Below are 21,695 nucleotides of genomic sequence, written 5' to 3' on the forward strand. Positions count from 1 at the left end.
GACAGCATTACCCGAAACAATCAAGGCGCACTGCTCAGATCGTGCCCGCCACCCGCACGCAACTATTGCAAACCCTCCGCGATACGTTGCGTAGTTCGTGAGCGTGATCCCGGAAGGGAAACTGCCAATGAACATGCATTCAATCTACAACCAAGAAGTTGCATTTACGTTATCCACAACGTATCGCTCAACACTTCGCCACCATTCGACCGCAATGATTGCTTCTGCATTACACCTAAAAGCCCAGCATACTCTAGGGCGCTCTTAATTCAGCATATGCGAAACTAATCCATATGAAACTTCATGAAGTCAGCCCTAGAGAACAAAGCGGACGGGATACGATCGACCGCTTCCGAGCACAGTTCAAAGCAGCCAGCTTGGAAAGCCTGGCTCTATTAGAAAACGGGGAAATGGATAGGGTGTACTGTGATGTACACGAGGACTATGTCGTCAAGCACATAGTCAACTCAAAATCCAAATACCGGTTTGTTCAAGTAAAGACTAAAAGTAAGCTAAATCATCAATACACCATACTTGAAATTTTTGGCCTGAAGAAAAAACCAAAAAACAGCCCGACTCATGACTTGGCGGGCAGCTTCGCAGGGAAGTTACTGCTTCACGTTGAAGAGTTTGGTGAAGCGTGCAGCTCAATTGAGATCTGTACAAACGTAAACTTCGACGATGAGGTTGAACAGATTTGGCAAGAAGTTAAAGGCAAAGCAAGTCCAACCAAAAACACCGCAAGCCTGATCGGCGAGACTAAGAAACTGATACCTTCTCTCGCCACGAAAAGCGATGCCGATGTAATGGCGTTCTTGTCACACTTGGCGCTGGCACCTCGAAAGCAGATCCTCAATGAAGAAGAGGATGTTTTCGTTTCCCAAGCATCAAACCAGATATTCAAGTACAGCGAAATCAATCTTAACCCCCTTGAGGTTAGAAAAATAATCATCCAGCTTCTATCTTTAATTGAGGATAGATCTGCCGTTCCGCTTTCCAGCAGTATTACCGAAAAAGAATTGGATGCAAAAGCGAGTGTCAATCTGGATGATATACTAGACATTCTCTGCATCTCCAGATCCGCCTATTATGTTCTTAAGACAGGCGGAGATGATAGAGCTATAAAGTCGGTTTCTATCCTACAGCGAATGCTCAAGCGCTCAGGCTTCTCAGATGACACAGTGGATACATTTGCAGGTTTCAAGTGTAGCTGGGAAGCTTGGCACAGGACCAATAGGCATGCGCTCTTGGAGTTTCGCTTGGCCGTAGCAAAGAATAAAATTATACAAGTGGCGAGAAAGATCGCTATTGGCCAGATTGACATGGACTCAATCACCGAAGAAGTTTCAAGCTTGACGATCCAAATCAGTAAAGACCTTGGGCGATCAGATATCACTGAAGAGCTGGCCTTCGGCGCCGTGCTCTCCGAATTGGTGAAAGGAGAGGCGCAATGAACTTCCGCGAGGCCGTCTCGACCGCCAAGACTGAGTCCATGGCATTGTTGACCGAAAGCAGCCCCAGGGGGCGCTATGACGTACTGGGAAATGAGAGTCTATTCCATACTCCGCTGATTGCGCTGACCATCATTTTACTCGCGCGTTCCAGAGCCAAGCCTAAGCAAGACGAGATTGGAATGTTAGTAGGCGTTTGTTTTGAGAAAAGCCTTGTAGGTTTCAAGGGGTCGAGCCAAGAACTGGGCTGGTCTGCAAACCTGAGAATCCGTACCGTGAAGGCTTTTACATTTTTAGAAAACACCGGATTCATTATTATCGACAAAAGCACTTCCCGGATTGAAGCAACAGAGTCTGGAAAAAAGCTGATTGATAATATTCTCAAAGATGAGAGCAGGCTCTGTATTGCATTACTGATAATAAAGCGTGCGTACCGTAACATCTGTAAAGAACGTGCCGTTGAGGTTAAGTTAAATGAAATTTGAATCACTTGAAATTATCCAGAACAACCCAGATGGGTGGCACTCAGGTGAGCTTGAGTTTGGTGTTGCCATAACTCAACTGTACGCAAAAAATGGTAGTGGCAAGACCCCATTGATCCAAGCCATGATGTTCTGTCTTGGACTGCATGTTCAGTTTAGGGATGATATCGTCCGAAACTGCAAGATGGCGCGATTAAAACTGCTCCTCATGGGGAAACGATTCACCCTAGACCGAATGATGGGAGACTCTTTCGATTTGACCGTGAAGGTTGACGATAAAACCGAAAATCGCTTTTACAATGAAGATGACTTTTCGAGGTTCATGTTAAAATCACTCAACCTCAGAAGTGATAGACTCATAACAAACGGCAACACTCCAACCACTCCATATTTTTCGGCGTTGCTGCCTCTTTTTTATCTGGACCAGGATCAAGGCTACTCCGAATACTATGCACCTCCGCGGCCAGGCTTCATAAAAAACCAGTTTTCAGAAATGGTAAGACTAGCTGCTAATTTTCCTCCGCAGAACTCGTACGACAAAAAGAAAAAAGCGATTGAGGTTAAAAAAGACCTAGCTTACTTGGACACCACAATCGTTGATAGTCGCAAACTGATGGAGCGCATTATTCAAGATCTTCCATCACCTCGCCGAAAGATCGAAGATGTTGATAGACTCATCGCTGAATTAAAGTCTCGCCTCGAAGACCTTAAAAAGTCGAAGGATATAAAAAGCGATTCACTTTCAAGTTTAGATTATGTTATTGGAAACCTGAGGAGGAGGCATCGTGAACTGCAATCGGAAGAGGCTGCTCTCGACTCAAAAATTTCCAGTGCAACGCAAATACGTGAAGAAATACAGAGTGAGATTGAGACACTCAACCTAAATGAAGAGGCTAAGCGAGCCTTTATTTCGTTCTCTGACATATGCACCTCGCCATCGTGTGGAATATTCATGGTGAGCGCAGACTCGTACGGAAAAAGCTTACTTTACCTAAAAGATCAGATCAAGGATCTTGAGATTTCCACTGCCTCGAATATACAAAAGTCGGAGGCGATATCCACCGAGAAAAAATTTGTTGAATCGCAAATCGCGCAACTGGCCCAGCAAAGAGGTCTGGCAGAACGGGAAGCCGGGATTGAAATTTTCATTGAGGCTATCAGCAGAATTTCTTCGGAAATTTTTGAACTCGGATTAGAAAAGAATAAGCTAGAAAAATCAGAGCAACAAAAAAATACTCATCTTGATCTTTTAAAAAGAAGAGATATCGCTCTTACGCTTGAGGATTCGCTACAGACGTCACGTGAACAGTCTCCAGACATTCTTCGATTCAGGATCGAACTGGGACAAAAAATGGCAGAATGGCTCGACGTCCTCAATTCCAAGAATATTTCGAGGGACATCCGAATCGATTCAGATCTAAAACCTATATTGGGCACTGAAAAGCTTGGGATCATCAAAGGCAGCTCAAAAGCTCGAACAGTGCTGGCGTTCCACGCTGCGCTATTTGAACTGTGCACCAATGATCCGCTCTCTCCTTTCAGAGTACTGGTGTTCGACACACCTCGGCAGCAGGAAATTCACTGGGAAGATTTAGATGCCTACATCAAAGCACTCAAAGCTGTTGCTCTACGTAACAATGCCCAAGTCATTTTCTCAACTACCAGTTATCAGTACGCGATCGATGACAAAACAGACAAGGAATGGTTGCCGAAATTTGCGGGCTCCGAACAGCCCATGTACCTCGGCGGAGTTGGTCAACCTCCCATTGGTGCAGCGCCTTGACGTAAGCGGCAAAGCCGCCTTTAGTTAACCGGCATCAGCACTAAACAAGGCCAGGGTGCAACTGCCCCTGGCTGGGACAAATTTAATCTCGCCCCTATCAAGTTGCTGAACTAGGTGCGGGTAGCTGAGATGTAAGCTTACGAGCTCGGAATGGCTAACGCACATCGGCGCTCCTTTCAACTGTGTCCACGAGGATGGCTAGCCAGAATAGTGGTCACTAACCACCCAAAGCTGCCGATCGTCGCTGACTGCTCCTGGACAGTAGCAACCGTTTAGACGATCACATAGCCCGGCGGCGGCCATCCGTTAGCATGCATCCGAATGCATCTATGAAGCTTTGCGCAACTCACACCCTGGTATAATTTTTATTAATAGAAAATCAAATTTCTGAGCTTAGCTTGGCATTTTAGGGAGTGAAAACCGTTTAAGAGCTAGAGTCGATGAATCTCGCAGCAGCTTCAAATATCCGCTCGGCCTCATCAGGATCCGTATTAAATAAAGTTCGGAATGATCTTGCGCAATTAGTATGCTCCGATTTCGGTGATGTAAAGCCATCAATAAGCATCTTGGCTATGGCCTTTTTATTCGCGGGTTCATTTCCAGCAAAAGTCAAAAGCTGAGGATACAACGTGGTAATTACGTGAGCTCTCCCCCTAACTAAGTTCTTCCGACCTATAGCATCATCTAGCTCAAAGAAGGCAATGGTTGTAAGGGCTTTATGCCTCTTGTATCCCTGTTGAGGTATCGCCTGAGGCGATATACCGTGGAAGCCAATTAACTCTTCTGGATCATGATCAAAATCTCCAATTGGGTAAACTAGCAGCGGTTGCTCCCCCAAAAGAGTGACAGGATCATCCCCGGTGAACTGGTAAGTACCCGCAATAGGAAAACAATCGCTTTTAATAGCACTATTACAAGGTTTACAAGCGGCGCTGTAGTTGAACAGATGGTAGGGGAGTAGGTGATAACCAGGTGCCGGTTTACCAGGTTGAGTAAGTGAAACGCCTTGCTTACTCAGTGCGGTAGATATTTTCCATGTGCGAACGCTGCTTTTAGGACGAAAATGCTCGACATCATGTTCAGCCTTGCCACGCTCCTCTCCTTCTAACTTTCGTTCGCAGTACACGCACTTGGCTTCACCTTGCAGCCGCATGTACACAACCTTTATCTCGCTCCAAATCGTGCTGGGTTCATCATATTTACCAGCTATCTTAAACTTCTTTGTGCGTTCATCCGCACGAGTGCGCCATCCAGTGACTTCGGCATCTATAAGATTTTCGAGTTGGGCTAGGCTTATACGGTAACCTATCATTCGGTCGACTCCATGCCTCGACTCATTTGTGCGAGTAGTGCAAACGCAGCATCCGTATCACCCTGTCTTGCTTTCAGGCTCAGCGACTTTAGGGTGCGCTTAGCAGCCGATGCTCGAGTTGAACCCAGCCCAAAAAAATCGGTGAGAAGTACCTGATCGGCATCCAGGCCATGAACGGCACTACTAATTCTTTTGAGGTTGCTGGACTGATAGGGGCCAGACTTCATGGTAATGATGTTCATCCACTCCAACGATCCGACAATCAGAGGGCTATGCGAAGTCACGATGAATTGGATTTTTGGAAGAGCTGCTGCAAGTGTTGGTAACACAGATAGCTGCCATTGAGGATGCAGATGAAGGTCAATTTCATCAATCATCACAATCCCTTGGTTCTCGTCGAGTCGCTTCCCGCTCGGGCATGTGGTGCAAATGTGGTAAAGCAGATCCCCGACCCAGCCCAGATAAGCTCGGTATCCATCTGAGAGAGCACGGAAAGGTACCTTAAGCCCCCCCCGCTCAAAAAGGTACTCCCCTGACTCTATCTCACCAGTAAATTTGTAATGCCCTGTTCCGACTAGTTTATTAAGGAGGGTAACTACCTGCGTATAACGCCCTTTATTCTCGGCTTTATATCCTGGTAGCCAACTAGAGAGAGGCACTAGAGAATAGGTGTCTTCGAAGAGGCTTTGTATCCGCTGAGCACGAACGAATATGCGGCTATGCCGCATTCCTGAGTCGAAATTTTCCTTTTGCTCCACACGGCGCATTGCGCCGTAGCCTACGAAGAAGAATGCGTCCGACTCTGAGCTAAAAATGGGATGCCAGACCTTTTCGTCTAAATGAGCCCACTCAATATACTCGAGATCTCCCCGGAGATTTATGAGAGTTTCAGACTCAAGGGATGAGATGCCTTTAGGCACTCGGTCTTGATGATGCGGAGTAAAAAAGGCCGAGATCGACGCTCTAGCCAAGTTTCCTCCATTTTTTTTAGACTGGTATGTTTCAGGTTCACGGCGGATCAGTCGATAGGGATAAATACCTGACTGACTAACTGCTGGCCCAAGGCAAGCCAATGATATCGCCTTCAGGAGCGTGGTCTTGCCTGCGCCATTATTGCCCAATAATAAATTGACGTTTTTCAGCTTGGGAGCCGGCATTCCGAGCTGTTCAAAATCCTGATCGGGATGAACAAAATCTATTTGGGTTTTTCGGAAGCTGCGGAAATTCCGCAAAAATATTCTGTCGATGTACATAGGAAACCCTGACGGCCGCTCACCGGAAAATTTGAGCAGTGGCTAGCGTAGCAGCTTAAATAAGCCAAAGTTAACGATTAGCCCCAATTCCCAAAATAAACCTGATTGCCAATCAAGGGTAAGAAAGAAGGCCTCCGTCAACGGCCGCTTCTGGCCCAAAGTGTGTAAAAACGCCTCCGCGAACCCTTGCTATGATTTCTGAGGACTGAATCGCCCCGGGTTTCGTAGACACCTCTTTGCCTTAAACTGAGGCCAATTAGGAGGTGCCATGAGCAACCCGCGTTACCCTGAAGAATTCAAAATCCAAGCGGTCAATCAAGTGACCGAAAAGAAGCTGCCTGTCGTGAAGGTAGCGGCACGTCTTGGTGTGTCGACGCATAGCCTCTATGCCTGGATAAAGCGCTACAGCAAACCTCAAGAGGAGCGGCAGCAGGACGATGATCAGCTATGCAAATGAGGAGTTCTACTTCTGAGCCGGATGCACCGCTTGCAGATGGTTGGAAAAACCTGCCTCAGTTTCACAACGCCAGGTCGCCCACAGCTTGCAACCGGTCTCGCCTCCCATGTCCAATTCAAACGCCAACCAGTTCCGGGCCGGCATCACATACCGATTAAAACCCGGGAACAACATCATCTCGACACAGTGCTGCACATCAATGGATTGGACCTTGCTGGCTGTATGGTTCAGCAACTGAAGAAACAGCCGCTCGGCCACTCCAATCAGCGACGGATGCACCACACCTGACGAAGTAAATTGCTGAATCTGCGCCCAGTTCGACGTCGGTGGAATATCCCGACGATAGCAACTGCCCCACGCCGCGACATGCACGTCCCCAGAAGCAATGGATACACGCAGCATTCTCTGCTCAGCAATACGAGTCAGCGACTCTAGGAGTCGCTTACGCTCCCCCTCGTGATCCCCGTGCGACCAATGATCCTTAAGGTCATCAGCATTGCTGTCGAGCACATGATCCTGCCCAAACGTATCGAGCAACCCTTCAGCCAGCGACAATTTGGGGTGCGCGACCGGAACCGAGGACATGAAGATCAAGTGCTGACATTTGCTTCCCGGATGAGCAGGCTCACCGTCACGGAGCGTGTTGAGCCAAGTCTGCATAGCAGCCCAGGTATCGGCCCCCAGTACCTGGGTACGTGAACGCTCAGTGCGCAGATCAGCAACAAACAACGATACCGGCCCCAAGTGATAGCCGAAACTAAAGCCCGGTTGACCATCCAAGAGTGGCAAGGCCAATCGATCTCCCTTTAATCGGGCACTCCATTGCACCGGCTCATACTGTGGGTCCTGCTGGGAAACGTTTGCACGTTGGAGTAATTGCAATGGCGGCAGATCATCAAGGGCATGCTGCAACTGAAACACCCAGAACGCCTTGCGCGCATGACGCATCAGCACCTGGAACAACTCGCAGTGCTGCATAGCCGGACTGTAGGACCCCCAACCGTCGAAGATGTCATGGTCGTCCCACATCATCACCGTAGGAATTCTCGCCATCGCATCAGCGGCATCAAGGTTCGGCTTGGGGTGCCCCCAGTCACGCCGCGTATCTGGCAGCCAACGATTGGCATAGAGCCCGAAATAGTAGGACTCGATCTCTTTCTCCAGCGCCGCACTTACCTTGAACGCCAATTGCTCCTTGCGCGACAGTCCGACCCATTTCTTGAGGGACTTCACATCCTCCCAAATCGAGTCAAAGTAAATTTGGTCGCCCCCCATCAGCATCAATTGGAACCGCTTCAAGCCCTTGTCATGAATTCGTCCTTCATGCCAAAGCTGTTCCTTGTCCAGCACGTAACCTGCAGCACGCAAGTCACTGTCATGATTGCTGATCAGATCAGTCCAGACGGCGTTTTCAGGGCGCACCAACTTGCGCATCCCACTAGGGTCCGAAAAACCATTGCAAGAGACGTAGGCCATTCTTGGGGCATAGTCTCGACCGGGAATGGAGAACTGCCATTGCGGCCCTTCCTGCCCTACACCAAACTTTATTGTTCGCTCCTGCGCCTGCTGATCACAGCTCAGGTCGTAACGAAGGATGGTTTCTTTCGGGCGCTCCAGCAAAACCTTCGGCGCCGGACAAACGTGGCCGTCAACAGAAAGAACAGGAAATGCGGCGCCAACTACAACTCCGACCAACGCGGTCACCTGCCACTGCCCGGTTTTGCTGACGCCTCGGAAGGACAATACTGGCCCCACAGTAAAAAGTGCTTTTGACATCCCTGTTATCTCCCTTCAAGTTCGGCGGCAATAACTTTGACAATCTTGGCGCGTGAAGCGGCTCTCTTGGCCAGAATTTGCGCTTCGCCTGTTTGATCCAACCATTCCCTAAAACGCTGGAGCGCGTGGCGCGTTTGCGACGCATCGCGACAGTTGCCCAGGAAAGCAAACTGTACTTTCTGTACATCATCAGCGACAAAAATACCGAAGGAACCGCTGACAACCGTAGCATCAGGAAAGCCTAACAACGCAGTGGCCTGAGTCTCTGTCGCTCCACGGTGACAGGCGATTAAATGCAACGGTCCTTCTGCACCTTTCAACAGATCAGCATGCTCATGGTCACGCAGAAAAGGCTTACCCACCAGCTCACGCGCAGCAGCAACCGTGAACGCAGCCGGGATTGCATGGACAAACACAACGACATTCGCTCCAGCAATTGGAACAATGGCGAACGCTTCGCTAGCAGGAACTTTGCCACCATTGAGCGCCTGCAGTAACACCGCTTCCATCGCTCGTTTGCGCTGACGGAAGTCCATCCGTGTCCAATCCAGCGCCTGGCCCATATCGAAACGGCTCGAAGCCGCAGCGGTTACACCACGCTGGGTCAGAACGACCAACGCATCGAGAAGCGCTTCCTGGACGCGGCTACGCAATTGCTCAACAGTTGAAACCATTCCACCCCTGAAGGGTGTCTGTTGTGCAATAAAGGCCTGGAAGCGCTGATTACGTGCTGTCTCAGCTACCTGGCCATCGCCCGCTGGGATATTTGGCATAGCGATGAAGCGCACCTTCCCCCGAGTAGTGGCTAGTCCCTCCATGTACTCCGCATGGCAAATACCAATGTCGCCGTCACCACTAGCCCAGCCGGCATTGCCGTTGGACAGCACCAGTAGCACATCGCAATCCCTCACGGCTTGCAAACAGGCGTCCCAGCTGTCCTGCATTCCGTCCGCAGGAGGTGCATCTTCGTTAATCCAAACTTCAAATACCTGTTTGCCAAATAGCTTCGTGCCCTCTATCTCACGTTTGAGTTGCTCTCGGATATTGCTGAGCGTTTGATCGCTGTCCGTGGGAAAGCGATCGTTACAACGACTGGACAGCATTACTTTGATTCTCTTTGACTGGGCCATCCCTGCTCCTGCCCCAATTCCGAGGCTTCAAAATTCTTTGATCAATGATTAGACGCGGCGTTGGCAGTGGTCGATTACCTGCTACAGACACGTCCGATTGGCGGCGCCTAAACACCTGCCCGGTTATTGGGCGCCGATTTGGTGACGTAATTGCCGGGCTCAGGTGAGTTAAATGTTAGGTCGCATTTAGTACGCGATGCTGCTTATGCAGAGCGTTCGCTTTTGGCTATGGATTCAACCGTTGAAAGCGAATCATCTACGCATAGCTCCGCCCTGAGAGCATGGCTTTTGACAGTAACTGTTGGCGCTGAAAACGGCACCTAGTCGAGCCAATATTTCAAAATTGAATCAGGTTTAAATTTGTTCCTGAAGTTCTTTATAGGCTCGCTTGATATCCCATCGAGACAGAGATCCCCTCGCTCGATGTGCAGTTGCATGTAGCCTACAACAAGCGAATCGACGGCCACACCCACATGGACACGGTAGCTTGTTAGCCCTTCTGCGCTTCCTTGAAAGCAGATCAAGCAATCCCATGAGGACGCCAGTATCCTTCACTCCAAATATCATCCTGTAGTCGTCGATCAGCCCCTGGGAACCATGTGCAAGCTCCCCAAAAGGAAAATTAGCAATGTCCCTCTCCCTTAACGACTGCGCATACAGAAATGGCACCAAACACAGCTCGACAAACCGAGTAAGCGTCGGTGTGGCACGCAGCTGCAGCCGTTGGCTAAGCGGTGATCCTAAGCACAATGAGCTATCCGGATTTACGTGATTGTCTCTGGAAGATGAAATTCTTCCTCCAGTCTCGTAGATGACAGGAAGCGCCTTGTCCAACCGATCAACGATGTCGATCCGTATTCGATACTCGTCAGTTATATCGGGAAGCCCCGCAGCTGACGCAGAAAATGGAAATCGGCCAACAAGTGAAATCGTTCCGTCCACCGTCGGCCGAAACCTCATACGCGGGTAATCGGCCAAGAATGATTCGATCATCGAACCATCCTTAATCAACCGTTGCTCCCCCAAGGGCGAGGCGGCTGGGAAACTACAATGGCTGGGGCGGCGACCTGAGCGGGTGCCGAAGCAATACCCAAAGCAGCGCTTGAAGTCGGGGTTTCGAAGCAGTCCTCAATATGCTCCACCAGACGCTGCCCATCCAGATCCCTAATTTGCCTGAAATCTTCAAGAGCTCGTCCAACCCAGAAATGGAAGTGCTCTTTCAATCGATCTTTCTCCCCCTCAGGCATCTTCCAGCGATCGGCGAAGTTTTCCTTAGGGTTCACCGGGTTCGGCACAGTGTCTGAATTACTGGCTACGAAAGCACTCAGGCCTGCGAGGCATGACGCCACAGCATCCTTTAACGAGCCGCCTGGTTGATAGGCTTGCGCCGCCAGCGTGGTGATGATGATCGAGATTGGTTTCGAGTCGGGATTGTCGCGGTACATCACATCACGATGGCGCTTGAGCAACTGTATTGCCCGCTGAAGATTCGTCTTTCGTTGATAAAATGGGACCTCATCAACTTGCGCTTCCAGCGTGACCAGCCCTTTCTCATACACTGGTTCTGATTTGGACTCGAACCATTTGCAATAGCCGTCCGGATTGCTAACCATCCAGCCAGCGTTGACGTCCTCATAATCTGGGCGCCGCCTGTCAGTAATGTAGATGGCAAGATTAGAAACGTCCCGAGCCAGTACCTGCTTGACGCCAAAGCTCTCCATGGTGATAGCCAGCTCTTGGCGCCTACCCTCCTCGACGGGAACCCCTGGGACAACATCCATGTGGAAACTGACGCCATCCTGGTAGTAGAGGCGCCAGCACCGATTCTTCTCTTCCAGAGCCTCCTGAATTCGCTTGGCCTCGCGGTATCCCTCCAACTCAATCCCCACCAGCTCCTTTAGATCCGACTGGCTGTGAGTCTGCGGGTAAACCCCTTCCCTCAATTTGCACGAGAGATCCAAGTCGTAACTCTCTCCCGCAAGCAACGGGCGAATGGCCGTCCCCAGAGCGAACGACCCTTGAACAAAAATATGAGGGTCGTTCTCGGCGACCGAGGACTCAGGCCGGCTGAACCACTCGCCCAGCGATTTGTATCGCTGTACCGCTTTCTCATAAGCACTAGGCGGAAGCTCCAGAGCCTCTACCGCGACAAGCAAGCTGCGTTCTTCGATGTCCATGTGGGGATTCCTCATGAAGGAGATGTTGAACAGATGTTGCGCGCAATCAGCAGGCATCCAACTGCAGCACGCTGCCGGGTGCATGCGGCGGCACGCTAATCGCGTGCCTGTCCAAGGTGAAGGCGTGGAAAGGCAAGGCTTTAGGAGCCATCTGATACATGTGAATTGGCGGGTGCAAACGCGACTGGAGTTTCATTCCGAGAGCAAAAATTGCTGCAGCCGGGGCGATGGTACAAATTGAGATTTCTGAGGCATGGAGCACATCAACGGCATACGCCCATGCCTCTTGGCAAGTATTTCTGAATCTCTCCATTGCCTCTTTCGGTGCCACAACATCAACACCGTAAGTGCTGGGAGAAATCCGAATGCGGGGCATGCTCAGCATTTCCGCCGTTAGCGCTACATCGGTTATTTCTGAGGTAATCTCCAGCGTGATCAAGACATGCGAGCCAACTTTCACATCAGAGGCCTTAGTCCACTCGAATTTCACAGGCGGTTCGGAATCGTCAGGACGCACCCAAGTTCCGGGGTTACGCCTGAAGCTAAACAGCTCTACTCGTCTCGCTTCACCGACCAGCCACCCGCCCAGCAGCATTGCTGGCATGTTGCCCAGCGGGAAGATTGCGAGTTCCTGAGCTTGAGCGCCGAACGCACCATCGCCCCTGATCGCGGTATGGATGTGAAGGATTTGTGCCCGGAAAACTCGTAAGAAGTTAGCCCAATATCCTGGATCATTTACATCGTTCCCACCTTGGGCATCACGCAGAAGATATTCGGCCACTCGCTCGTTCACAGGCGTGAGGTGGGCCGCCAATAAAGCCTTTCGGGCATCGTGCTGTGAGAATGTTGTTGTGCGACCGGCGATGTCACCAATGAATGCCAAGGCATGCACGATCGGGTAAGACAATGTCGCAGCTTGGTTGGTACGCCAGTTGACCCTGGTGGCGACCATTGCTTCAAGTCGTTCCCGGCTAAAGCTATCTGGATCAACTTTGTCGATCAGCCGGTGATGGATATCGCAACACAGCATGATGTTCGAAGGTGACTGCGCCAGTTCCGCTGACAAGTGATCATCACCGCGCGGGCCTTTTGGCTTGGCTGCAACGATGTGGGCGAGGTAACCGTAGTACCCATAGTTGCCCAGGTTGTCCCTGAACAACTCCGCAGGGCAGCCCTCGAATTCACAGATCCCGGCCGACCTTGCGTAAACCCAATTGATGACTTCACCCGGCAGGTTGGGGCGCTTCATGTCTTCGAGCAGAGAATCGCGCTGTTTCAGAAATGTTTGGATGGCTTTCTTGGTTGCCTTAGCGGGCACGAGAGCGAGCAATTTGGCGGCGAACAACTCAGTGTTAACAGATACATGCGGGACGTCGTCCACCATCGCGTATTCAAGCTTGGGGACGATTTTCTTGTCGCTTGCCCATTGCAATACCAAGTCTCTGGATAAGACTCCAAAATCCCCCGTAATGGCTTCTAACGGATCAGCAGTGGTTGCTTCGAACCGAAAAAAAGCAAATCTCCAGCCATCGGTTTCCGTCGCCAGAACCAAGCGGTTGGTCGAGGAGTGCTGCCATGCCTCAAGCGCGGCACGTAGCTGTTGGTCATACATCGCATCAAGAGGTACCGACACATACCACCCCTACTACCTGCCAAGGTCATAGAAACCAAACAAAAATTTTCAGCTCATGTTCCTAGCGGCGAAGATCAGTTAGCTTTCGAAAAATATGCCATCACTAGACCGCAAACACAATATATACCAATAGAAAAAACATATAGCACAATATGTAGTGCTAAGCGAGAAAGAAGGAAAAACGCACCTACTGCGCGCACAATGCCATCACTGTACATAAAACCACAAGAAAAGGGGAAGTAATTAGATCCATTTCTCAATACGCATCCCGATCTGCAATGTTGGCTTGAGATAGCTCAACCGCTCTTGAAATGTCGCAATCTTTCATTGAGAGAGACAGCACGCGAAACAGCGAAGGCGCTTACTTCGGCCTCGTCCCACCACACAGAGCAGACGATCCGTACCACAAAAAATTGGCTATGTGGGCGTAGACACATGCGGGTGGGCGGCGGGATAGCGGCTACGTGTTGGCCGATGATTACGCCGGTTACAACGTGTCGGGCGCACAGGATGGCATAGAGCGTTTAGGCTGCTGGGCGCATGCTCGACGCAAGTTGTCGACGCACAAAAGTGTAATCCAAAGGCAAGGCGGGAAGTGCCGACATCGCGCTTAACCTGATCAACAAGCTGTATGGCATCGAGCGCGACTCGAAGGCCAGCAGCGACGCTGACCGTAAAACCGGTCGTCAAGAACACAGCCTGCCGATACTTACAAAGTTGAAAAGCTGGATTGAAAAAACGCAACCACAAATCACTGCTCAGAACGCCCTGGGCAAAGTCATCAGTTACCTCGCTAGCAACTGGAGCAAACTCGATGAAGGCTACTTACCGCTCGACGACAACGCCGCTGAGCGCGCGATCCGCCCCTTCATGATCGGAAGAAAGAACTGGCTGTTTCGCGACACGCCCAGAGGCGCGACGGCAAGTTCTCAACTTTATAGTCTGGTAGAGACTGCGAAAGCCAATGGCTAGAAGCCCTATGTGTGGATGCGCCACGCACTTGAGCGTTTGCCGATGGCATCCTCAGTTGAGGACTCTGCGATAACTAAATTGCCCCACAGTGAATCAATCAGATAAGGACATCATCAAAAAATATGCACCGAAGACCGACCATGTTCTTTCGGTAAAGTCATGCGCGCTTCGTGTGACGGCGCACCAGCAAGCCATCGTCCCGGACGCGCGCAAACGGAAGCATCCAAAGTTGGACTGCTTCGCGATCCGAAAGACAAAGAAAATCATCAGCATCACCGAGTAACTCAAGCATTGCCCGAAACACGTAATCGACTACATGGCAGCTGGAAACTACCGCGCCCGATTCAATACGCTGATGGATCATTTCAATGAGTTCCGCATGACTAGATGGACGCTTGTCCAAGCTCAAGGAAGAGGCCACGTACCCAGGAAAGCCACGGTTGTGCCCCGCGATGAGCGCCACGGCCCTGTGAAGGTTTTCCACTTCCTGCCGGCGAATGTACGGCCTCACTGAGTCAACAGATACCGATGTGAAAAAAGCCCGCAAGGCTTCTACGCTTTGCACGATACCTGTGGTCCAACCACCATCGTGCAAAAGAGCTGGCTGTCGGAGATCTCGAACAACAAATATCTCGTCCAGGTAGTGCAAGAAACGCTTGGCATCTTTGGCATGCCAAAATCGCAGCCACCAAGAGCCATATTCTCGCAAGAAAACCCGTCGCTTAACCTCGGGAAGCAACGTGTCATTCAACCAGTGAAAAGCATATTCACAAGACCACCATCCGCTGGGCGAAGGAGAGCGATACGTTAAGGTGTCCGGGGCCCACAACAAAGTTACGCTGTCCTCGGAAAAGAAGTCTCCTGCTTTCGACGCGTAGATCAAGGCGTGATACCCGTCTTCATAAATTCCCACAGGCTTTTGATGAAAAGGTTTGAGAAATTCTGAATGGCCATCGAAGATGTGCCATGGCGACGATCCACTCGCATAATCGTGCTCCTCGGTGAATCGTCCGATCTCTCTCCAGACATCCTTACGAAGTGAGGCCATGACGACCTTGTGCGATCCTCCCCAATCTAGAAATGGGAAATCTACCGCCGACCACGTGCCCTCCAAAGCCATCAGGGCATCGCGCATGACTTTGGTCATAAGGTCGGCCACGCCTGCCAGCTCCTGAACAACCTTTTCTTCGAGGGTCAACCTGCAATTGGGTAGATTAATCAGGTACTGATGTGTCTCGCCAGGCATCTTCCCTACAATGAATGAACGGCCTTCGCTCGAAAGCGGCGCCTCGGATGAAAATAGAAAACTCTTCAAGAGCCATTCGTGACTCACGGTAAGAGTAACGCCCCTGAGATTATCCTGGTGGAAGTCAAAGGCAGCGGACGCGCTGGCAGAGGTGTAATCAGGCAAAAACAGACTTACCGAGAACCATGGCCCTTTGTAGAACCAGTGCCGGCCGTTGTGACTGATTGTCCTGTAGGTATCAATGACACGCGAAGACGGGCCTAACATGCTTCGGTCACGCGTCTCTGCCTGGCCTACCGAGATGTCATCATCACGCAATATGTTGTCAGTCAGCCCGCCAGATTGCTCGATTACTTCCCTCGCCTTTCGCGCCACCCGCTTCCGAGGATCGAACACAGCCTTGGAAACAAGATCAACAAACCCAGTACGCTCCATCCACAGATTGCCGAACGCCTCCGCCTCGGCACCAGGGAAAAACTTCGACAACAGATCCGGGTGGGCCTGGATTTTTTGGGTCAAATGGAGAGCCGTCCATAACTCCCCCTCGATTCCAGCCGCCCTCAAACGTTGCCTTTCGACATGCCATCTACCCGCCAAATTACCAAGGTCAGGCTGTGCCAAGATAAGTGTGAATGACGATGCCGCGCCGCTCCAGCCGCGCTGAAGAAAACTGTCGATTGCCTCAGTGAGGCGAGTGGCGTCGAATTTCTTCCAAGCTTTGCATTCGTAGATATTCAGTTTATTAGCAAATCGCTCGTCATAGGCAAAGAGATCGATTCCGTCTTGCTTGGAGCCATTTCGACCAACTCGTTGGCAGCCCCGAAGTGTTTGCTCCTTGCTCAGCAACCACCAGCAGAATTGCTCGAAGGAAGCTGCCGGCATCGCGGTAAAGTCGAGCACAAACTCTCCCCTAGGAAATAAACGGTTCACTGGTTGGACCGTCGCCTCCGCGTCAAGGTGTTCTGGCCACTCCTGAGGCAGCTCATCCTGGAGTTGAGACCCGTCCAAAATCTTTTCTGCGAGATATTGATGTGGCTCCAAAATACGTCCTCGAATATCCTCACTGCCTAAACGTTGGCAGACGTCATTGATAATCGGACAGACGATACCGGCTATCAAGAGATTGCATGTACGCGTTTCTTATATTATCTCTTACAATGAACGCGCTTCACTCACACGCACAATGCCATTTGCGTATCGACGCATCGATTTGCGTTGTGCCCAGCCGATACCTAGCACGAATCTCGCTCCTTTTATTGCGTGAGCCCTTCGCGGGCAGGACACGGCCACGCGCTTGAATAGCAAAGCTATTTAGATCTATGAGATTCGTGGGAATAGATTTGGGAATATTTTTTTGCATGCATGAAAACCCAAACTTTTTTCAGTTTAGGCCAACCATTGAAAGATATGGTCGGGACGGAGTTATTTGAACACTCGCCTCCTAGGACTGCATGCGATTAACTAGCAAACTCGCGCTGCGGGCTCAGAAAATCTGTTGAAGGTTGCCCAATTTTCGCCATATAGGTTTCAGGCGCAGGCGGCGTAATGCCAATCTCTAGCGCATCTAGCAAATCCGCCCAATATTGCATCATCCTGCGTCTCGGTTCGACGTATTCTGCATGATTGTATGCAGCCCGAATTTGGTTGGTATCAGCGTGTGAAAGCTGCGCCTCAATCCACTCTTCTACAAAACCAACCTCGTTGAGCGCCGTCGAGATGGTTGCCCTGATGCCATGACCGGTGAGCCTTCCTTTGTAACCCATCCGGCTGATTGCGGTGTTAAGGGTATTTTCACTGATCATTTCCTGCGGTTCGTATCGGTGAACCAGCAGGTACCGCGCAGCGCGCGCCCTTAACTGCATTAGCCGCTGCACAATTGCAATTGCTTGGACAGACAGTGGAATCACATAAGGTGGGATCTCATTCCCCTGTGTTCGAACACGACTCCGGAGTTGCTTCACACCCTCCGGCGGCACCAGCCAGACCCCCCTGTCGAAGTCGAATTGGCCTGGCGTAGCCGCCCGCAGCTCTCCTGTACGAACCCCTGTCAGCAGCAATAGACGAATACCAAGCCGTGTCGCTTCTGCACACCCATATTGGGTGACGGTCCTGAGCAGTCCTGGAAGTTCATTTACCTGGAGGAAAGGATTATGGCGAACTGGCCGCGGCGTCTCGGCTACGATATCAAGATCTGCTGCTGGGTTCACATCAACGAGCCCTTCCGCCATGGCAAACCGAAAGATCTGGTTGAGCCAAGTGCGCACCTTTCGAGCAGAGACAAGCGCCCCTCTGCGCTCAATTCGCCTAATGAGCTCCAGCACGTCACCACGAGAAATATCTGAGATCGGAAGATCGCCCAAACACGGCAGCATGTCCTTCTTCAGGTATTTGCTCGCTTGCCCTGCACTGCCCTTCTTACTTTTCGTCAGCTTTTTACTTCGGAACTCATGCCAGCGACCAGCAACCGCTTCAAACGTGTTGTTGGCGGCGTGAGAGGCTTTTTGGCGCTCGGCGCGACGATGTGAGCGGGGATCGATATTGTTAGCCACCAGCGCACGTGCAGCCTCTCTCCGCTGGCGAGCCTCCTTGAGACTGACGTCGGGATAGATACCAAGGGAAATACGCAATTGCTTGTCATGCCAATAGAAACGGAAATGCCAGCGTTTCGAACCCGTCGTAGGCACTTGCAGAGATAAGCCATCCCCATCAGTCAACGTATAAGGCTTGCTGGCGGGCTTGGCTTGCTTGATCGCTGTATCTGTCAGAGCCATCAGACACCTCCTTTTGGATCAAGGAGGGGAATACAACCCAGCGATAGACGCACCAATACGAAAATTGATGCGCAAGGAATCGTAAAAGGCTGTGCCAGCGGTGTACTTAAATGTGTACTTAAAAACCGTGGCTGGAGATGGATTCCAGTGGAATTCAGAAAACGAAAAAAGCGGCTCAAGGCCGCTATTTCCGTAGCTTCCAGGCGTTCAGTGGGCCTTAGTGGAAGCAAATATGGCGCAGCGGACGGGACTCGAACCCGCGACCCCCGGCGTGACAGGCCGGTATTCTAACCGACTGAACTACCGCTGCGCGTAACACATGAAGCGAATGGTGGGTGATGACGGGATCGAACCGCCGACATTCTGCTTGTAAGGCAGACGCTCTCCCAGCTGAGCTAATCACCCTTCGTTTCGGTGTGGCGCGCATTCTACGGAGCGACCTTAAGTCTGGCAAGCACTTTCTTAAATCTTTTTTTTCAGCCCTTCCAATGGCTTAGGCAGGGTTGGCCTGCGGCGTGATCAAGAGAATAATGCCCCCCTTTGTATAGAGGAGAGACTCACCCCATGTGGTTCAAGAACCTGCTTATCTATCGCCTGACCCAAGATCTGCCTGTTGATGCCGAGGCGTTGGAAGCGGCCATGGCCACCAAGCTGGCGCGCCCTTGTGCAAGCCAGGAGTTGACTACTTACGGTTTCGTCGCACCATTCGGTAAAGGTGAAGATGCTCCCCTGGTTCACGTCAGCGGCGATTTCTTGCTGATTGCCGCCCGCAAGGAAGAACGCATCCTGCCCGGTAGCGTGGTGCGTGATGCACTTAAAGAGAAAGTCGAAGAGATCGAAGCCGAGCAGATGCGCAAGGTCTATAAGAAGGAGCGCGACCAGATCAAGGATGAAATCATCCAAGCCTTCCTGCCCCGCGCCTTTATCCGTCGCTCGTCGACCTTCGCTGCGATCGCGCCGAAACAGGGCCTGATCCTGGTCAACTCGGCCAGCCCCAAGCGCGCCGAAGACCTGCTGTCGACCCTGCGCGAAGTGATCGGCACCCTGCCGGTCCGCCCGCTGACGGTAAAAACCGCCCCGACTGCGATCATGACCGACTGGGTCACCACCCAGAAACCGGCCGACGACTTCTTCGTCCTCGACGAATGCGAACTGCGCGACACCCACGAAGACGGCGGCATCGTGCGTTGCAAGCGCCAGGATCTGACCAGCGAAGAGATCCAGCTGCACCTGACCACCGGCAAGGTCGTGACCCAACTGTCCCTGGCGTGGCAGGACAAGTTGTCCTTCATGCTCGACGACAAGATGACCGTCAAGCGCCTGAAGTTCGAAGACCTGCTGCAAGACCAGGCGGAACAGGACGGCGGTGATGAAGCCCTGGGCCAACTGGATGCCAGCTTTACCTTGATGATGCTGACCTTCGGCGATTTCCTGCCGGCATTGGTCGAGGCACTGGGCGGCGAAGAGACACCACAGGGCATCTAAACAACACCGATCCACTGTGGGCACGGCCAGTGTGGGAGCTGGCTTGCCTGCGATAGCGGTGTATCAGTCGCCACTATTCTGGCTGATACACCGCTATCGCAGGCAAGCCAGCTCCCACATTTGATTGCATTGACAACTCAGAAATCGAATAAAAAAGGACATCCCCATGCGCGCACTCGCCGCCTTGAGCCGCTTCGTCGGCAACACCTTTGCCTATTGGGTGTTGATCTTTGCCGTTGTCGCCTTTCTCCAACCCAGCTGGTTCATTGGCCTGAAAAGCGCCATCGTCCCACTGCTGGGCCTGGTGATGTTCGGCATGGGGTTGACCTTGAAACTGGAAGACTTCGCCGAAGTCGCTCGCCACCCCTGGCGCGTGGCCTTGGGCGTGGTCGCGCATTTCGTGATCATGCCGGGCGTGGCATGGTTGCTGTGCCAGGCGTTCCATTTGCCAGCGGAAATAGCCGTTGGCGTGATCCTGGTCGGCTGTTGCCCAAGTGGCACGTCGTCCAATGTCATGACCTGGCTGGCCCGGGGTGACCTGGCGTTATCGGTGGCGATTGCCGCGGTCACCACCCTCCTCGCTCCGCTGCTCACACCGGCATTGATCTGGCTGCTGGCCTCGGCCTGGCTTCCGGTGTCGTTCATGGAGCTGTTCTGGTCGATCCTGCAAGTGGTGCTGCTACCCATCGTACTGGGCGTGGTCGCGCAGCGCTTGCTCGGTGATCGGGTAAGGCATGCGGTGGACGTGCTGCCACTGGTGTCGGTGGTCAGCATTGTGATCATCGTCGCGGCCGTGGTTGCCGCAAGCCAAGGCAAGATTGCCGAGTCGGGCCTGCTGATCATGGCCGTGGTGATGTTGCACAACAGCTTCGGTTACCTGTTGGGCTACTTCACCGGGCGCCTGTTCAAGCTGCCCCTGGCGCAACGCAAGTCGCTGGCCCTGGAAGTGGGCATGCAGAACTCCGGGTTGGGTGCCGCCTTGGCCAGTGCACACTTTTCGCCGCTGGCGGCAGTGCCCAGCGCGTTGTTCAGCGTCTGGCACAATATTTCCGGAGCGTTGCTGTCGACCTACTTCCGGCGCATGAGCGAGAAGGAAGACCGTCGCGCGCTGGAAACCACGCCGTAACTTGATCGCACGGTCCAATTTCGGCACTCTACCGAACTTCGCGGGGACGACCTCGCGACGCTATCAAGCGCTTACCCGGGGACGACCCCACTTTGATAGAAGCGAGGTCATCATGTCCTGGATCATTCTGTTTTTTGCCGGGTTGTTTGAAGTGGGCTGGGCCGTCGGCCTGAAGTACACCGACGGGTTCAGCAAGCCGCTGCCCACCGCCCTGACCATTGCCGCCATGGCCGTCAGCCTTGGGCTATTGGGGCTGGCCATGAAGGAACTGCCGCTGGGTACCGCCTATGCCATCTGGACCGGCGTGGGGGCCGTAGGCACGGTGATTGCCGGGATTATCCTGTTTGGGGAGTCCATGGCGCTGTTTCGGTTGGCCAGTGTGGCGTTGATTATTTGCGGGCTGATTGGCCTCAAGATTTCCACTTAAGCCACTACCGCTATCGCAGCATAGGTATCTACACAACTACGGCACGACGCTAAATCTGTGGCGAGGGAGCTTGCTCCCGTGACGGCCTGACAGCCGACGCTGATCTGGCTGAGGCACCGCGATCTAAATGTGGGAGCTGGCTTGCCTGCGAAGACGGCCTGACAGTCAACACAGTTGGACCGTGTACATATCCATTCCTGCGGTAACGGCCACT

General features: G+C 52.0%; 14 protein-coding genes, 2 tRNA genes and 2 pseudogenes. 8 read left to right on the forward strand and 10 right to left on the reverse strand.

Annotation, left to right across the window (positions count from 1 at the left end):
- The first annotated feature begins 293 nt into the window (after window positions 1-293).
- Genes QK296_RS22440 through QK296_RS22450 form a run of 3 tightly spaced genes read left to right on the forward strand, consistent with a single transcriptional unit; the run spans window position 294 to window position 3,716 of the window.
- On the forward strand, window positions 294-1,454 hold the full coding sequence (locus tag QK296_RS22440) for a dsDNA nuclease domain-containing protein (protein ID WP_282391317.1): 1,161 nt from the start codon (window positions 294-296) through the stop codon (window positions 1,452-1,454).
- Entirely contained in the window at window positions 1,451-1,936 is a 486-nt protein-coding gene (locus tag QK296_RS22445; protein WP_261753990.1) for a hypothetical protein, read from the forward strand. The genes QK296_RS22440 and QK296_RS22445 overlap by 4 nt, the downstream gene beginning before the upstream one ends.
- Complete coding sequence (locus QK296_RS22450) at window positions 1,926-3,716, forward strand: hypothetical protein (RefSeq protein WP_261753991.1); 1,791 nt, start codon at window positions 1,926-1,928, stop codon at window positions 3,714-3,716. The genes QK296_RS22445 and QK296_RS22450 overlap by 11 nt, the downstream gene beginning before the upstream one ends.
- 424 nt (window positions 3,717-4,140) lie before the next feature.
- On the opposite strand, the gene QK296_RS22455 is transcribed toward QK296_RS22450, so the two are convergent.
- Together QK296_RS22455 and QK296_RS22460 are read right to left on the reverse strand one after the other, a co-directional pair.
- Window positions 4,141-5,028, reverse strand: a complete 888-nt coding sequence (locus tag QK296_RS22455; RefSeq protein WP_282391318.1) for a hypothetical protein — start codon at window positions 5,026-5,028, stop codon at window positions 4,141-4,143.
- Window positions 5,025-6,281 carry an AAA family ATPase gene (locus QK296_RS22460; RefSeq protein WP_261753993.1) on the reverse strand — a complete coding sequence of 419 codons (1,257 nt, stop codon included), beginning with the start codon at window positions 6,279-6,281 and terminating at the stop codon, window positions 5,025-5,027. The genes QK296_RS22455 and QK296_RS22460 overlap by 4 nt, the downstream gene beginning before the upstream one ends.
- 268 nt (window positions 6,282-6,549) lie before the next feature.
- On the opposite strand from QK296_RS22460, the pseudogene QK296_RS22465 reads away from it, so the two are divergent.
- Window positions 6,550-6,726 (forward strand): annotated as a pseudogene (locus QK296_RS22465) (transposase); the annotation flags it as partial.
- An 18-nt stretch (window positions 6,727-6,744) separates the two neighbouring features.
- Here QK296_RS22465 and QK296_RS22470 read toward each other — a convergent pair.
- The 4 genes from QK296_RS22470 to QK296_RS22485 form a co-directional block, all read right to left on the reverse strand.
- A complete protein-coding gene (locus tag QK296_RS22470; RefSeq protein WP_236216018.1) occupies window positions 6,745-8,514 on the reverse strand; it encodes an alkaline phosphatase family protein in 1,770 nt (589 codons plus the stop codon).
- A 5-nt stretch (window positions 8,515-8,519) separates the two neighbouring features.
- Window positions 8,520-9,644 (reverse strand): DUF4062 domain-containing protein, encoded by a 1,125-nt coding sequence (locus QK296_RS22475; RefSeq protein ID WP_236216020.1) that lies wholly within the window; start codon window positions 9,642-9,644, stop codon window positions 8,520-8,522.
- A gap of 1,007 nt (window positions 9,645-10,651) precedes the next feature.
- The gene (locus QK296_RS22480) at window positions 10,652-11,821 is read right to left on the reverse strand and encodes a nucleotidyltransferase (RefSeq protein ID WP_236216022.1); all 1,170 of its coding nucleotides are present in this window, start codon (window positions 11,819-11,821) and stop codon (window positions 10,652-10,654) included.
- Window positions 11,822-11,867: 46 nt separating this feature from the next.
- A complete protein-coding gene (locus QK296_RS22485) occupies window positions 11,868-13,454 on the reverse strand; it encodes an SAVED domain-containing protein (protein WP_236216024.1) in 1,587 nt (528 codons plus the stop codon).
- A 458-nt stretch (window positions 13,455-13,912) separates the two neighbouring features.
- Here QK296_RS22485 and QK296_RS22490 point away from each other — a divergent pair.
- Window positions 13,913-14,531 (forward strand): annotated as a pseudogene (locus QK296_RS22490) (IS66 family transposase); the annotation flags it as partial.
- Between the two features lie 52 nt (window positions 14,532-14,583).
- Here QK296_RS22490 and QK296_RS22495 read toward each other — a convergent pair.
- The 4 genes from QK296_RS22495 to QK296_RS22510 form a co-directional block, all read right to left on the reverse strand.
- Window positions 14,584-16,572, reverse strand: a complete 1,989-nt coding sequence (locus tag QK296_RS22495) for a hypothetical protein (protein ID WP_282391319.1) — start codon at window positions 16,570-16,572, stop codon at window positions 14,584-14,586.
- Between the two features lie 557 nt (window positions 16,573-17,129).
- Window positions 17,130-18,443, reverse strand: coding sequence for an integrase arm-type DNA-binding domain-containing protein (locus QK296_RS22500; protein WP_154847230.1), 1,314 nt, complete (start codon window positions 18,441-18,443; stop codon window positions 17,130-17,132).
- A 233-nt stretch (window positions 18,444-18,676) separates the two neighbouring features.
- Window positions 18,677-18,753, reverse strand: a tRNA-Asp gene (locus QK296_RS22505).
- 19 nt (window positions 18,754-18,772) lie between these two features.
- Window positions 18,773-18,848, reverse strand: a tRNA-Val gene (locus QK296_RS22510).
- A gap of 159 nt (window positions 18,849-19,007) precedes the next feature.
- Here QK296_RS22510 and rdgC point away from each other — a divergent pair.
- From rdgC to sugE, 3 genes are all read left to right on the forward strand, one after another.
- Window positions 19,008-19,928 (forward strand): recombination-associated protein RdgC, encoded by a 921-nt coding sequence (gene rdgC / locus QK296_RS22515; RefSeq protein ID WP_020301078.1) that lies wholly within the window; start codon window positions 19,008-19,010, stop codon window positions 19,926-19,928.
- A gap of 166 nt (window positions 19,929-20,094) precedes the next feature.
- Complete coding sequence (locus QK296_RS22520) at window positions 20,095-21,054, forward strand: bile acid:sodium symporter family protein (protein ID WP_003190129.1); 960 nt, start codon at window positions 20,095-20,097, stop codon at window positions 21,052-21,054.
- A gap of 112 nt (window positions 21,055-21,166) precedes the next feature.
- Window positions 21,167-21,481 carry a quaternary ammonium compound efflux SMR transporter SugE gene (gene sugE, locus QK296_RS22525; RefSeq protein ID WP_010211634.1) on the forward strand — a complete coding sequence of 105 codons (315 nt, stop codon included), beginning with the start codon at window positions 21,167-21,169 and terminating at the stop codon, window positions 21,479-21,481.
- The last annotated feature ends 214 nt before the right edge of the window (window positions 21,482-21,695 follow it).

Source organism: Pseudomonas sp. AL10 (assembly GCF_029960685.1).
GTDB classification, from domain to species: domain Bacteria; phylum Pseudomonadota; class Gammaproteobacteria; order Pseudomonadales; family Pseudomonadaceae; genus Aquipseudomonas; species Aquipseudomonas lactis.